The sequence below is a fragment of the Acinetobacter sp. YH12096 genome, assembly GCF_013419215.1.
Taxonomy (GTDB): Bacteria; Pseudomonadota; Gammaproteobacteria; order Pseudomonadales; family Moraxellaceae; genus Acinetobacter; species Acinetobacter amyesii.
This window is the reverse complement of the sequence record NZ_VPAM01000006.1, coordinates 52,388-66,530: the sequence shown is the minus strand read 5'-3', so window position 1 is coordinate 66,530 and position 14,143 is coordinate 52,388. Positions and strand designations below refer to the sequence as shown.

Annotated in this window: 9 protein-coding genes; 1 reads left to right on the top strand and 8 read right to left on the bottom strand. The window is 41.5% G+C overall.

Annotated elements, in window-relative coordinates:
- Nucleotides 1-126: 126 nt before the first annotated feature.
- The 7 genes from lpdA to sdhC all read right to left on the bottom strand — a co-directional run bounded on the left by lpdA (nt 127) and on the right by sdhC (nt 9,868).
- A complete protein-coding gene (gene lpdA, locus FTU36_RS04275) occupies nt 127-1,557 on the bottom strand; it encodes a dihydrolipoyl dehydrogenase (RefSeq protein ID WP_078189903.1) in 1,431 nt (476 codons plus the stop codon).
- 61 nt (nt 1,558-1,618) lie between these two features.
- Nucleotides 1,619-2,836, bottom strand: a complete 1,218-nt coding sequence (gene odhB / locus FTU36_RS04270) for a 2-oxoglutarate dehydrogenase complex dihydrolipoyllysine-residue succinyltransferase (protein WP_078192990.1) — start codon at nt 2,834-2,836, stop codon at nt 1,619-1,621.
- 16 nt (nt 2,837-2,852) lie between these two features.
- A complete protein-coding gene (locus tag FTU36_RS04265; RefSeq protein ID WP_180116863.1) occupies nt 2,853-5,675 on the bottom strand; it encodes a 2-oxoglutarate dehydrogenase E1 component in 2,823 nt (940 codons plus the stop codon).
- Nucleotides 5,676-6,471: 796 nt separating this feature from the next.
- Nucleotides 6,472-7,179, bottom strand: coding sequence for a succinate dehydrogenase iron-sulfur subunit (locus tag FTU36_RS04260; RefSeq protein WP_078189905.1), 708 nt, complete (start codon nt 7,177-7,179; stop codon nt 6,472-6,474).
- A gap of 14 nt (nt 7,180-7,193) precedes the next feature.
- Entirely contained in the window at nt 7,194-9,092 is a 1,899-nt protein-coding gene (sdhA, locus tag FTU36_RS04255; protein WP_180116862.1) for a succinate dehydrogenase flavoprotein subunit, read from the bottom strand.
- Between the two features lie 12 nt (nt 9,093-9,104).
- Nucleotides 9,105-9,470 (bottom strand): succinate dehydrogenase, hydrophobic membrane anchor protein, encoded by a 366-nt coding sequence (sdhD, locus tag FTU36_RS04250; protein ID WP_078189907.1) that lies wholly within the window; start codon nt 9,468-9,470, stop codon nt 9,105-9,107.
- Nucleotides 9,470-9,868 carry a succinate dehydrogenase, cytochrome b556 subunit gene (gene sdhC / locus FTU36_RS04245; RefSeq protein WP_078189908.1) on the bottom strand — a complete coding sequence of 133 codons (399 nt, stop codon included), beginning with the start codon at nt 9,866-9,868 and terminating at the stop codon, nt 9,470-9,472. Before sdhC ends, sdhD begins: the two co-directional genes overlap by 1 nt.
- A gap of 1,027 nt (nt 9,869-10,895) precedes the next feature.
- Between sdhC and gltA the strand changes: the two genes are divergently transcribed.
- Nucleotides 10,896-12,173 (top strand): citrate synthase, encoded by a 1,278-nt coding sequence (gltA, locus tag FTU36_RS04240; protein WP_078189909.1) that lies wholly within the window; start codon nt 10,896-10,898, stop codon nt 12,171-12,173.
- Between the two features lie 334 nt (nt 12,174-12,507).
- Here gltA and FTU36_RS04235 read toward each other — a convergent pair whose 3' ends face one another.
- Entirely contained in the window at nt 12,508-14,142 is a 1,635-nt protein-coding gene (locus tag FTU36_RS04235) for an NAD(P)/FAD-dependent oxidoreductase (protein WP_180003974.1), read from the bottom strand.
- Nucleotide 14,143: the final 1 nt, after the last annotated feature.

Genomic DNA, 14,143 nt, shown 5'->3' with positions numbered 1-14,143 from the left:
TCCGTCAAAGCAGCTTTAACCTTTTTAAATCTTAAAATATTTCTTATCTTTATTTTTAGATGATTATTCAAATTAAAACAACCATCTGAAACAAAAAAGAGCGGCCTAAGCCGCTCTTTTTACATCTTATTTACGTTTACGCTGAATCGCGTGAATCGCACGTCCATCGACTGCAAGCGCAGCTTCATGAACCACTTCAGAGAATGTCGGGTGACCGAAAGTCATTAACTGAAGATCTTCAACTGAAGACACAAACTCAAGCGCGATCATGCCTTGGTGTACGATATCAGACGCTGCAGGTCCAATCACGTGCATACCAAGTAGACGATCTGTTTTCGCATCAGCAACAAACTTAACAAAGCCTGCGTTTTCACCAGCAGCCATTGCACGACCATTCGCAGCAAAGCCAAATTGACCAGTCTTCACTTCATGGCCTTTTTCTTTCGCTTGCTCTTCTGTTAAACCAACCCACGCCGCTTCTGGGTGTGTGTAGATGACAGAGATGATTGTGTCGTAGTTCACTTGAGCTGCGTGACCGTGCATACGTTCAACAGCCATTACGCCTTCTTCCATTGCTTTATGTGCAAGCATTGGACCACGTACCAAGTCACCAATTGCGTATACGCCTTCAACCGAAGTTGCACACCAATCGTTTACTTCAACTAGACCGCGTTCAGTAAGTTTAATGCCTGAATCTTCAGCCAATAAACCTTCTGCATATGCTTTACGGCCAACACAAACGATCAACTTATCGAAAGTTTGAGTTTTGTCTTCGCCACCTTGCGTGTACTTAACCGTAACTTCACGGCCATTCACTTCTGTACCAGCAACTTTAGCGCCAACACGGATATCAAGACCTTGTTTAGTCAATACTTTTTGGTAGTCTTTTGCCAAAGCTTTATCAGCCATTGGTAAGAATGCGTCCATTGCTTCAAATACAACAACTTCAGCACCTAGACGACGCCAAACAGAACCAAGCTCTAGACCAATGACACCCGCGCCAATTACGCCAAGACGTTTAGGCACTTCTGGGAACTCAAGCGCGCCAGTAGAGTCAACAATAATGTCTTGATCTACAGGAGCAACTGGAATATTTACTGGCACAGAACCCGATGCAAGGATTACATATTTAGGTTCTAAAATTTGAGTTTCACCTTCGTGAGATACAAACTCAACTTTCTTACCTGCAAGTAATTTACCTGTACCTTTTAACCATTCGATACCGTTGCCTTTAAGTAGGCCATCGATACCCATTGTTAACTGGTTAACAATTTTGTCTTTACGATCAAGCAATTTTGCAAGATCAAATTTCACTTCACCTGTTGTAATACCGTGGTCATCTAAGTGATGAACGGTATCTTCATAACGGTGAGATGAATCAAGTAATGCTTTAGATGGGATACAACCCACGTTTAAGCAAGTACCACCTAAAGATGGTTTACCTTTATGAATACGTTTTTCAATACAAGCTACTTTAAAGCCTAATTGAGCAGCGCGGATAGCAGCTTCATAACCACCAGGACCGCCACCAATAACAACTAAATCAAATTGAGACATGTGTATCTCCAAAAATGGGCTTAAGAGGATCGCTCTAAGCCCATTGCATTATTCTGAAGTATTAAAGATCAAGGATTAGCTTAGCTGGTTCTTCTAACAATTCTTTGATTGTTACAAGGAAGCCTACTGCTTCTTTACCATCGATTAGACGGTGGTCATAAGAAAGCGCTAAGTACATCATTGGCAAGATTTCAACTTGACCATTTACAGCCATAGGACGTTCTTGGATTTTATGCATACCCAAAATCGCAGTTTGTGGCGTATTTAAGATAGGTGTAGAAAGCAAAGAACCGAAAGTACCACCATTAGTAATAGTGAATGTACCGCCAGTCATATCTTCGATACCCAATTTACCATCACGCGCTTTACCAGCGTATGCACGGATACCATTTTCAACTTCAGCATAGTTCATGCGGTCAGTATCACGAAGAACTGGAACTACTAGACCACGGTCGCTTGATACAGCAACACCGATGTCGTAGAAACCGTGGTAAACGATGTCATTGCCATCAATTGAAGCGTTTACAGCTGGGTAGCGTTTAAGTGCTTCAGTTGCTGCTTTAACGAAGAATGACATGAAGCCAAGACGTGCACCATGACGCTTTTCAAAAGCATCTTTGTATTGCGCACGCATTTCCATGATTGGTTTCATGTTTACTTCGTTGAACGTAGTCAACATTGCAGTTTCTTGAGTTGCAGCAAGTAGACGTTCAGCAACACGCTTACGAAGACGAGTCATAGGAACACGTTTTTCGATACGTTCACCAACAGCAACGCTTAATGGCGCAGCAGCAGGAGCAGCTGGTTTAGCTTGATGGTTTGCAACATCTTCTTTAGTGATGCGACCGCCACGGCCAGTGCCAGCAACGTCAGCAGCAGCAATGCCAGACTCAGTCAATGCTTTACGCACTGCAGGAGCTTGATCAGCAACAGGTTGAGCACGTTCAACAACAGGAGCAGCACCCGCTTGAGTTTGCGCAGCAGCTTGTTCTACTTTCTCTTCTGATTGAACAGCTTGAGTTTGAGCAGCGCCAGAAGCAGCACCTTCTTCAAAAGTCGCAATCACTTCGTTCGATAAAACTGTATCGCCTTCGTTTTTAACAATTGCAGAAATCGTACCGTCAGCAGGAGCTACAACTTCTAAAACAACTTTATCTGTTTCAATATCACAAATCACTTCGTCACGTGATACTGCTTCACCTGGTTGTTTGTGCCAAGTTGCAACTGTACCGTCAGCAACTGACTCTGGGAATACCGGTGCTTTAATTTCGGTTGCCATTATTAAGAATCTCCTGTTATTCAGCTACGATAGCTAAAGCATCATTTACGAGCTGAGCTTGTTGTTTTGCGTGCAAATATGGTGAACCACAAGCCGGTGCAGCAGAAGCTTCACGACCTGCATAACTAATACGAACTTGTTTGCCCGCTTTCATCACGTCGTCATAAAGACGCGGAGCGATGAATAACCATGCACCTTGGTTCTTCGGTTCTTCTTGAGCCCAAACCAATTCTTTAACGTTTGGATATTGTGCAAGAACTTCAGCAAGACGTGCTTCTGGGTACGGATACAATTGTTCAATACGAACGATTGCTGTGTTGTTCAATTCTTTTTCACGACGTTTTTCAAGTAAGTCGTAGTAAACCTTACCACCACAAAGCACTAGACGAGTTACGTCTGACTTGTTGATGTTATCGATTTCGTCGATCACAGTTTGGAATGAACCATTTGCAAGTTCTTCTAATGTAGAAGTTGCAAGTTTGTGACGAAGAAGAGACTTCGGTGAAGTCACGATCATTGGTTTACGGATTGGACGAAGTGCTTGACGACGCATCGCATGGTAAATCTGCGCTGGTGTAGTCGGTGTGATCACTTGCATGTTTTCTTCAGCACATAGCTGTAAGAAACGCTCTAAACGAGCTGATGAATGCTCAGGACCTTGACCTTCAAAGCCGTGTGGAAGAAGCATAGTCAGACCGCATACACGTTCCCACTTCGTTTCACCAGACGCGATGAACTGATCGATTACAACCTGCGCACAGTTTGCGAAGTCACCAAATTGCGCTTCCCAAATGATAAGGCTCTTTGGAAGTGTCGTTGCATAACCATATTCGAATGCAAGAACCGCCATTTCTGACAATAATGAGTCATAAATTGCAGTACGCGGTTGGTTTTCTTTCAAGTTACATAATGGAATGTAAGTTGAACCATCTACTTGGTTATGAAGTTTTGCATGACGGTGTGAGAATGTACCACGACCAACGTCTTCACCTGTTAAACGAACAAGGAAACCTTCATCTAGAAGAGACGCGTAAGCTAATGTTTCAGCAGCACCCCAGTTCAATGGCATTTCACCAGTCTGCATTTTCAGACGGTCATCAATCACTTTAGCAACCTGACGTTGCATCACGAAGCCTTCTGGAAGCTCGCGCATTTTCGCACCAAGCTCTTTTAGACGTTCGATTGGGAAAGTGGTATCCCATTTGTCTGTGTATTCGTGGCCTAGGTAAGGTTTCCAGTCCACAAACATTTTTGTATTTGGCTCAAGTACCAACGCATTTGCAACGTGTTTACCTGCTTCAAGGTCAGAACGATACTGTTCAACCATTGCATCAGCAGAAGCACGATCAAGAACACCTTCTTGTACAAGCTTGTCAGCATAAAGCGTACGTGTAGTCGCTTTTTTATTGATGATTTGATACATCATTGGCTGAGTTGCAGCTGGCTCGTCGGCTTCGTTATGACCACGACGACGGTAGCAGAACATATCGATTACAACGTCTTTACGGAATGTATGACGGAAATCGTGTGCCAATTGAGAAACAAATAATACAGATTCAGGATCATCACCGTTCACATGGAAGATCGGTGCTTGGATCATTTTCGCGATGTCAGTACAGTATTCTGTAGAACGCGCATCACGTGGGTCAGACGTTGTGAAACCAACTTGGTTGTTCACGACGATATGAACTGTACCACCCACGGTATAACCGCGAGTTTGTGACATTTGGAAGGTTTCTTGGTTTACACCTTGACCTGCAAATGCAGCATCACCGTGAACGATGATTGGTAATACATCATCACCACCGATATCTTTACGACGTACTTGACGTGCGCGTACAGAACCTTCAACTACAGGTCCAACGATTTCTAAGTGTGATGGGTTAAACGCTAATGCCAAGTGAACTTCGCCACCCGGAGTCATGACGTTTGAAGAGAAACCTTGGTGGTATTTAACGTCACCAGAGCCTTTTTTATGCAGAGATTTGCCTTCGAACTCACCAAATAGATCAGCTGGGTTTTTACCCATGATGTTTACAAGAAGGTTTAAACGGCCACGGTGAGGCATACCGATAACCACTTCTTTACAACCTACCGAACCCGCACGTTGAATAAGTTCATTCACCATAGGAATGAAAGATTCACCACCTTCAACACCGAAACGTTTCGCACCAACGAATTTGTTACCAAGGTATTTTTCTAGGCCTTCAGCTGCAGTTAGACGTTCAAGGATATGTTTTTTCTGGTCTGCAGTGTAGCCAAATTGACCACGAGTACCTTCAAGGCGTTGTTGAATCCAACGTTTTTCTTTTGTATCAACAATGTGCATGTATTCAACACCAATCGAAGCAGTGTAAGTTGCTTCCATTGCTTGAACCATTTCACCAAGTGTTGCTTCAGACTTACCGATTGCAAGGTTACCTGTATTAAATACAGTATCTAAGTCAGACTGAGTTAGACCGTGCGCAGCAAGATCTAAATCAGGCACGATTTCACGTTTTGCAAGACCAAGTGGATCTAATTTTGCGTTTTGATGACCACGGTTACGGTATGCAGCGATCAACTGTAATACACCGATTTGACGGCGTTCATGTTCAGAACTTACTGCACTTTGCACTACTGGCTGAACACGGCTTGAATTACGGCCTAATAATAGGAATTGCTCACGTACATTGCTGTGTGGTTGATCACCTTTCGGGAATTTATCGAAGTATTCACGCCAATCAGCCTCTACTGAGTCTGGAGCCGTTAGATACTGCTCATAAAGTTCTTCAATATACGCTGCACTGTCAGCGCTAAGTTCAGTGTCAAGACGCAGTGCGTCAGCAACTTCTTGCATGTGTGGACCCATTTCCTATTGCAAAACATTTCAGGATGCTTTTTAAGCGAACCCATGATTAGTAATGTCAAATTGGTAATATGACATTAGTCCCCATTAGGCTTAAGCCTTGAGGCGTTATCACTACATTAGGATTACCCAATGTGATTAATGAACAATAACGCCCTCAGCGGCATCATTACTCATTGAGAAATACCCGACATAAATCGGGCAATTTTTGCAAATCGTCTTAGAAAAAATAAAATTTGCACCATTATCTTTTCTAAAGCGACTTTATTAACATTTATATACCGTCTACAGCGCTTAAATTGTAGAAAAAATGTACCTAATTCAAAGTCATTTTTTACATATAGTGATGCTTTAAATGCTAACACGTTCGAGCATTTTCAATTGATTTTTTTGACACATACCTCTCATAAATTAGCGAAATACACTGTTTGTATTTTCATCTATGATATGGTGCTACATATAAAATGATCTTTCAATTAAGACAAAAGTCTACGTTCGATTTTTCCCTCATCTCATATACAAAAACAAAAGAGAGCTGACATTCCTATCCTCTCTCTTTTTACTACGTTACATAATAACATCTTCTAATCCTTTTGACAGACTTGAACGAGCGTTTCATCAATAAATAACCATTTATCTATCGCTTTATACCCTTAATTCGCTGCGTTTTTATAAAATCCATTTAAAGCACACATCAATAACAGCGAATAACTTTCACTATCATCACTTTTATATATGACAAAAAAAAGCGCACCCAATGGTGCGCTTCTTTTTACTGCTAAATCTATTAACCTAGATCTAAAAGCATATTACGGATGTGACCGATTGCTTTAGTTGGGTTAAGACCCTTAGGACATACAGATACACAGTTCATGATACCTTTACAACGGAACAATGAGAATGGGTCGTCAAGACGAGCCAAACGCTCTTGAGTTGCTGTATCACGAGAGTCAATGATGAAGCGATATGCGTTCAACAATGCTGATGGACCCAAGAACTTGTCTGGGTTCCACCAGAATGATGGGCATGAAGTTGAACAACATGCACAAAGAATACATTCGTACAAACCATCTAAGTGTTCACGCTCTTCAGGAGACTGCAAACGCTCTTTAGGAGGCGCAGGCTGATTGTTGATTAGGAACGGATGGATTTTATTGTACTGATCGTAGAACTGATTCATATCTACAACCAAGTCTTTAATTACTGGAAGACCTGGAAGTGGACGAATTGTAATCACTTCTGGTAAGTCGTTTAGGTTCCAAAGACACGCTAAACCATTTTTACCATTGATGTTTACACCATCAGAACCACAAATACCTTCACGACATGAACGACGGAATGTTAATGATTCGTCTTGTACTTTTAATGCTAGAAGCGCATCAAGCAACATACGGTGCTTGTCAGTCAACTCTAGTTTAAAAGTTTGCATGTACGGAGCTGCATCCTTATCAGGATCGTAGCGGTAGATATTAAATGTACGAGTACCTCTACTCATCTTACTTCTCCCAATTAGAATGTACGTGGTTTAGGTGGAATAGCATCTACAGATAAAGGCTTGTAACGTACTGGTTTGTACTCAAGACGGTTATCTACAGAGAACCATAAAGTGTGTTTCATCCACTCATCATCACGACGGCCGTATGGGTAGTCAGCATGATCAGGTGGTAATTCGAAATCTACCACTGTATGCGCACCACGACATTCTTTACGTGCAGCTGCAGAAATCAGTGTCGCTTTTGCAACTTCATACAAGTTTTCAACTTCTAGAGCTTCAACACGTGCTGTGTTAAATACTTTAGATTTGTCTTTCAAGTGAATGTTGCGTACACGTGGTTCGATCGCAAGAATCTGTTTCACGCCTTCTTCAAGAAGTGCAGATGTACGGAATACACCAGCGTGGTCTTGAACGATGTCACGGATTGCATCTGCAACTTCTTGAGCATTTTCACCAGAAGTAGATTCATCAAGATGACGAACACGATTCAAAGTGTTTTCAAGAACAGTTGTAGGTAATGGAGCGTATTCATCACCATGGTGTTTAGTTACGTAGTCAACAATATGTTCACCAGCAGCTTTACCAAATACAACCAAGTCAAGCAATGAGTTTGTACCTAGACGGTTTGCACCATGTACAGATACACATGAACATTCACCGATTGCATAAAAACCTTTCACTGGTTTAGTGAAATCACGGTCGCCCGCGTTGTGTGAGTACACATCAGTTTCTTTGTTGTAGTTCGCAACCAAAGCTTCAGTTTCACGAGAAACAGGAACAACCACTTGACCATGAATGTTTGTAGGAATACCACCCATTTGGTAATGGATTGTAGGTACTACAGGAATTGGCTCTTTAGTGATGTCAACGTTCGCGAATTTCTTACCAATCTCAAATACAGATGGAAGACGTTTCATGATGGTGTCAGCACCAAGATGCGTCATATCAAGCAAGATGTAGTCTTTCTTAGGACCACAGCCACGACCTTCTTTAATTTCTTGGTCCATAGAGCGTGATACGAAGTCACGAGGTGCCAAGTCTTTCAGTGTCGGAGCATAACGTTCCATGAACGGCTCACCAGCATCGTTACGAAGGATCGCACCTTCACCACGACAACCTTCTGTCAACAATACGCCTGCGCCCGCAACACCTGTTGGGTGGAATTGCCAGAATTCCATATCTTGTAATGGAATACCTGCACGAGCTGCCATACCAAGACCGTCACCAGTGTTGATATAAGCGTTAGTAGATGCACGGTAAACTCGACCAGCACCACCAGTAGCAAACAATGTAGCTTTACCTTGGAATACTGCAATTTTACCCGTTTCTTGGTCAATTGCTGTCACACCAAGTACATCGCCTGCTTCGTTACGGATCAAATCAAGTGCGATCCATTCTACGAAGAATTGAGTACCCATTTTCACATTGCTTTGATAAAGCGTATGAAGAAGTGCGTGACCTGTACGGTCGGCAGCAGCACATGCACGTGGAACTGGCTTTTCACCATAGTTCGCAGCATGACCACCAAACGGACGTTGGTAAATTGTACCGTCAGCGTTACGGTCAAATGGCATGCCTAAGTGTTCAAGTTCATATACAACTTGAGGCGCTTCACGAGTCATGAACTCAATTGCGTCTTGGTCACCTAACCAGTCAGAACCTTTAACTGTGTCGTAGAAGTGGTAGTGCCAGTTATCTTCTTGCATGTTACCAAGAGATGCACCAATACCACCCTGCGCTGCAACAGTGTGCGAACGAGTTGGGAATACTTTAGTCAGTACAGCAACTTTCAAACCAGCTTGAGCAAGTTGGTAAGAAGCACGCATACCTGAACCACCACCACCAACGATGACTGCATCGAAAGTTAGGTGTGGAATATTTGTGTAATCTTCTTTAGGGGTTATAGCGCCCATGATATTTTCCTATCAATTTGCCCAAAAAATCTGGATCGCCCAGATCGCGTATGCAAATACTGCAACAATCACTGCAGAAGTCAGCACTAAACGCAGACCGTTTGCTGAAGGACCCATTTGACGAGTAGTCACATAGTCAGTGAATACTTGCCACATACCAATCCAAGCATGCGCAACAAGAGATAAGACAGACAATAAAGATAAAATCTTCATTGGTGTTGTCATCATAAAGCCATACCATTGCTCAAAAGTGAATCCGCTATTGCAAAGGATCCAGCCCAGCACAACAATAGTATAAACAGCCAATACAACGGCACTTACACGTTGGATAAACCAATCGCGTGAACCCGATCCTGTTAAACCTGTAGCACTTTTCATTAGAGAACAATCCATACAAATGCTGCAACAATACCGATTGCAGACAAGATCAATGAAATAGTAGCTGCGATACGACCACTTTGAAGTTCTTCAGCAACGCCAAGATCTGCAAATAGATGCTTGATACCACCGATAAGGTGATAAATTAAGCCGGCTACAAATACCCATACGACAAAACGCACAATAAAGCTATCAAACACAGCTTGAACTTGCGCAAAACCTTCAGGTGAAGATAGAGATTTGTCTAAAATCCAAAGAAGGACCGGTACGAGTAAAAATACGATAACACCTGATAGACGGTGTAAAATTGATGCAATAGCCACAGGGGATTTTAAGTTTACTTCTAAAACTTGACCCATGGACAAATTGACAGGTCTGTTGCTTTTCACAGCGGGCATCCTGTAAGTAAAAACTCCATCCGGAGTTTGTTGGAATTAATTCGTAGGAAAGCTAGCATAGTCAGACATTACAATATAATAAACTCTGCAGCTGTCTGATCTTATAAACGACAGGGAATTATAAAACGTGAACTTTCAAAACACAAACGAAGACAATTAGGAATTTTGCAAAATATCCTTAAATAAGAATCATTAACAATAACTTTTCTAAAAACAAATACCTTATTTATCTAAGAAAATCAGACTATCTTGTTGGTTTTAATCAGTTAAATGTAAATTTCACTTATTGTTTTTGTGTGTATATGGCGATTTAAACTTTTAGACTAAAGATGAACAAATCTAAATCTTTCTTTTCCCACTACATTTTAAAATCTTCCAACACATTCGCCAAGCCATAATCATAAAAATAAATGTGCATCATTTTCTCAAATGATAAAACTGAAAGATCATGAAACGAAATAAGAACTTAGTCTGTGCATAAAAATCTCAACAACAGCAAATCTGTTTAATAAAACGCCATTTTTTACCTTTCAAATGACAAAAATGATCATTTATTAAGCTTTTAAAGGCGTTTAATTAACTATTTTTTAACCAAACGAACTTTTTTTTAAGTACGATTAAGTCGTTTTAATTATGAATAAGAAAAAAGCAATTTAGAGCCACAGATGTGTGTAAGTTACGAAAATTATAATAATTTAATGAAATAGCGGTCTTGTAATTCATATTTGTTTCAGAGTTTTTAAGAATTAAAAATTGCTTACAATTAAGGCAATAGGCTTTTTTTAATCTGCACCTCCCCTGCAAATTGACTTATTATACTGCGTCGGCACTGTGATTTTACTCATTTTTTAAGCGGATGAATTGTGCTTCATTTCAAGGAATGATCCTCAATTTATATCCATAAGTATAATTGACAAAATTTCAGTTCCCTCTAATCTTAGAGCAAATTTTTGATCCGTCTGATTCTCGCATTAAAAGATTAGTACTGAGTCAGATAAAACATTCACCAGGACAGGAGATCTATTGAATGTCTGAAGCAACTGGCAAAAAAGCCGTTTTACAGCTTGATGGCAAAGAAATTGACTTACCAATTTACAGTGGCACTCTAGGCCCAGATGTAATTGACGTTAAAGATGTGTTGGCCGCAGGTCACTTTACTTTTGATCCTGGTTTTGTCTCAACGGCTGCTTGTGAATCTAAAATCACTTTCATTGACGGCGGTAAAGGTGTTCTTCTACACCGTGGCTACCCAATCGACCAGCTTGCTACTAAAGCAGACTACTTAGAAACTTGCTACCTTCTTTTGAACGGCGAGCTTCCTACTGCTGAACAAAAACAAGAATTCGATGCTAAAGTTCGTAACCACACTATGGTTCACGATCAAGTTGGCCGTTTCTTCAATGGTTTCCGTCGTGACGCTCACCCTATGGCGATCATGTGTGGTGTTGTTGGTGCGCTTTCTGCGTTCTATCACAACGGTTTCGATGTTGAAAACATTGACCACCGCGAAATCACTGCTATTCGCTTAATCGCTAAAGTTCCTACTTTAGCTGCTTGGACTTACAAATACACAGTAGGCCAACCATTCGTTTACCCACGTAACGATTTAAGCTACGCAGAAAACTTCTTGTACATGATGTTTGCTACTCCTGCAGACCGTGATTACAAAGTTGACCCTATTCTTGCTAAAGCAATGGACCGTATCTTCACGCTTCATGCTGACCACGAACAAAACGCGTCTACTTCTACAGTACGTCTTGCTGGTTCTACTGGCGCTAACCCATACGCATGTATCGCTGCGGGTATCGCGGCTCTATGGGGACCTGCTCACGGCGGCGCGAACGAAGCTGTTCTTAAGATGCTTGATGAAATCGGCACTGTAGAAAACGTTGCTCCGTTCATGGAAAAAGTGAAAACTAAAGAAGTTAAACTTATGGGCTTCGGTCACCGAGTTTACAAAAACTTCGATCCACGTGCGAAAGTAATGAAAGAGACTTGTGACGAAGTGTTAACTGCACTTGGTATCAACGATCCACAACTTGCTTTGGCTATGGAACTTGAACGTATTGCGCTTTCTGACGAATACTTCATCAAACGTAACCTATACCCTAACGTAGACTTCTACTCAGGTATCATCCTTAAAGCGATTGGTATCCCAACAGAAATGTTTACAGTAATCTTCGCTCTTGCACGTACTGTTGGTTGGATCAGCCACTGGTTAGAAATGCACAGCGCACCTTACAAAATCGGTCGTCCTCGTCAGCTTTACACTGGCGAAACTCAACGCGATATCCAAGGTCGTTAATTCGAAAGAATTGTGCGAATCTAAAAACCGTCCCTTTGGGGCGGTTTTTTTATGCAACTAGATTTATTTTTCGCTATTAAACAGCCCCATCTGACTGAATTTTCCTGCTCAATCATTAGATAAAACGATGCCTCACAAGCTATAAAGTATGCTGTTTATTGCTGAGTGTATTTTAAATCGCCATTTTCTAGAAAATCTCACACTGTTTCATCAGATATCGTCATAAAAAAAGCCCAATGCCACGTAGAAATTAGGCTGTAAACAAAAGGTTTAAATATTGATGATGCTTCATTTTGGCTTATCGAGTTAAGCGACATTTATTAAACCAAAGTCTCTAAGCAACAGTCTCATAATCTGCCAAATCCACATGTTTAAGACGCTGCTTTAACTGTTTCAGTGACCACGGCCAAGCTGCAAAATTGCGCCCATTGGCATCTAAGTAATAGCTCTTACAGCCGCCACTATTAAAGACTGTCGTCTGTAGATGTGTCTGCACTTTTGCATTGTGATAGGCCAATACATTTGGCTTAATTTCAAGCCGTTGTATCTTCTCTTGTTTCATTTTTACCAAGGCATCGACGATATACCCAACCTGTGCTTCTGCAATCCCAATGAATGAGTCATAAACCAAAATATTTGGCCCGAGCACCAAGAAGGCATTAGGTACTTGCGCGATACTGGTACCCAAAAACGCTTCAGGAGAACTGTTTTTCCAAAGTTCTGACAATAACTCCCCTTTGGCATTTTTTACACGTTGTCCAATCGGCGGATGAGAAACTTCAAATCCTGTGCCCCAAATAATGACATCGACTTCATGACGTTCACCATTTGCAGCGATGACGGTATTACCTTCTATTTCAACTAAACCATGTGGCACAAGTTCAACATTGGCTTGCTGCAATGCAGGATAATAGTTATTGGCAAATAAAAGACGCTTACAACCAATAGAAAAGTTTGGTGTTACTTTTTCACGTAATTCAGCATCTTGAATTTGTGTTTTCAACAACTGACGACCCAAATAATTGACTGGCTCTAACAGTGAAGGATTACGCAGTCCTAAATTGATACCATTTAATATACCGGCCACACTTTTGCGCCAAGTTTCTTGAACAGAGGGAAAGCGTGTAATCATGCCTTTCGCACGGTCATTCAGTGGTAAATCTGCTTTTGGTAATACCCATGGCGCAGTCCGTTGAAACACCACCACATTTTTGGCAATAGGTTGAATCTGAGGAATAAACTGAATCGCAGATGCTCCCGTACCTATCACTGCAATACGTTTCTCTTTTAAGTCATAGGCATGGTTCCATCGCGCAGAATGGAACATTTCACCTTTAAAGCTTTCAATACCTTTAATTTTTGGAATTTGCGGTTCAGTAATCGGCCCAGTGGAAAAAATTACCGTTCTCGCCGCATACTTACCTTTACTGGTCTCCAATTGCCATTGCTTTAATTGCTCATTCCATTCCGCTGCCATTAATTCACAGTTGAACTGAATGTTGCGATACAGCGCATGCTGCTCCGCAACATCTTCTAAATAGTTCAGAATCTCAGGTTGCTTGGCAAATAAATGACTCCATTTATGACTCGGCGCAAATGAAAACGAATATAAAGCAGAAGGGACATCACATCCACAACCTGGATAGGTGTTGTCGCGCCATGTTCCTCCCACGCGATTGGCTTTTTCCAAAACCACATAATCGGTATAACCCCGTTCATTCATTTGATGAGCTGCGGCTAAACCGGATATCCCCGCACCAATCACAATGGTATCGTAGACACGTACTTGATTTTCTACGCTTGGTTTTTCTAGACTAGGCTCTGACTCTGCTTGGTCTTGTGCTGCTTTTTTAGCTTTGGCAGAAGACGATGCAGGACGACGTGCATTAGTATGTGCTGTGGGCTTTTTAGTTTGAGTTTTATCTTGATCTAATGCTTTTACATCTTCGTCATGTAATTGTGTCGGCATG

What these genes read in the sequence shown, in the direction of transcription:
- lpdA (WP_078189903.1), bottom strand. Translation starts at nt 1,557, where the DNA reads ATGTCTCAATTTGATTTAGTTGTTATTGGTGGCGGTCCTGGTGGTTAT.
- odhB (WP_078192990.1), bottom strand. Translation starts at nt 2,836, where the DNA reads ATGGCAACCGAAATTAAAGCACCGGTATTCCCAGAGTCAGTTGCTGAC.
- FTU36_RS04265 (WP_180116863.1), bottom strand. Translation starts at nt 5,675, where the DNA reads ATGCAAGAAGTTGCTGACGCACTGCGTCTTGACACTGAACTTAGCGCT.
- FTU36_RS04260 (WP_078189905.1), bottom strand. Translation starts at nt 7,179, where the DNA reads ATGAGTAGAGGTACTCGTACATTTAATATCTACCGCTACGATCCTGAT.
- sdhA (WP_180116862.1), bottom strand. Translation starts at nt 9,092, where the DNA reads ATGGGCGCTATAACCCCTAAAGAAGATTACACAAATATTCCACACCTA.
- sdhD (WP_078189907.1), bottom strand. Translation starts at nt 9,470, where the DNA reads ATGAAAAGTGCTACAGGTTTAACAGGATCGGGTTCACGCGATTGGTTT.
- sdhC (WP_078189908.1), bottom strand. Translation starts at nt 9,868, where the DNA reads ATGCCCGCTGTGAAAAGCAACAGACCTGTCAATTTGTCCATGGGTCAA.
- gltA (WP_078189909.1), top strand. Translation starts at nt 10,896, where the DNA reads ATGTCTGAAGCAACTGGCAAAAAAGCCGTTTTACAGCTTGATGGCAAA.
- FTU36_RS04235 (WP_180003974.1), bottom strand. Translation starts at nt 14,142, where the DNA reads ATGCCGACACAATTACATGACGAAGATGTAAAAGCATTAGATCAAGAT.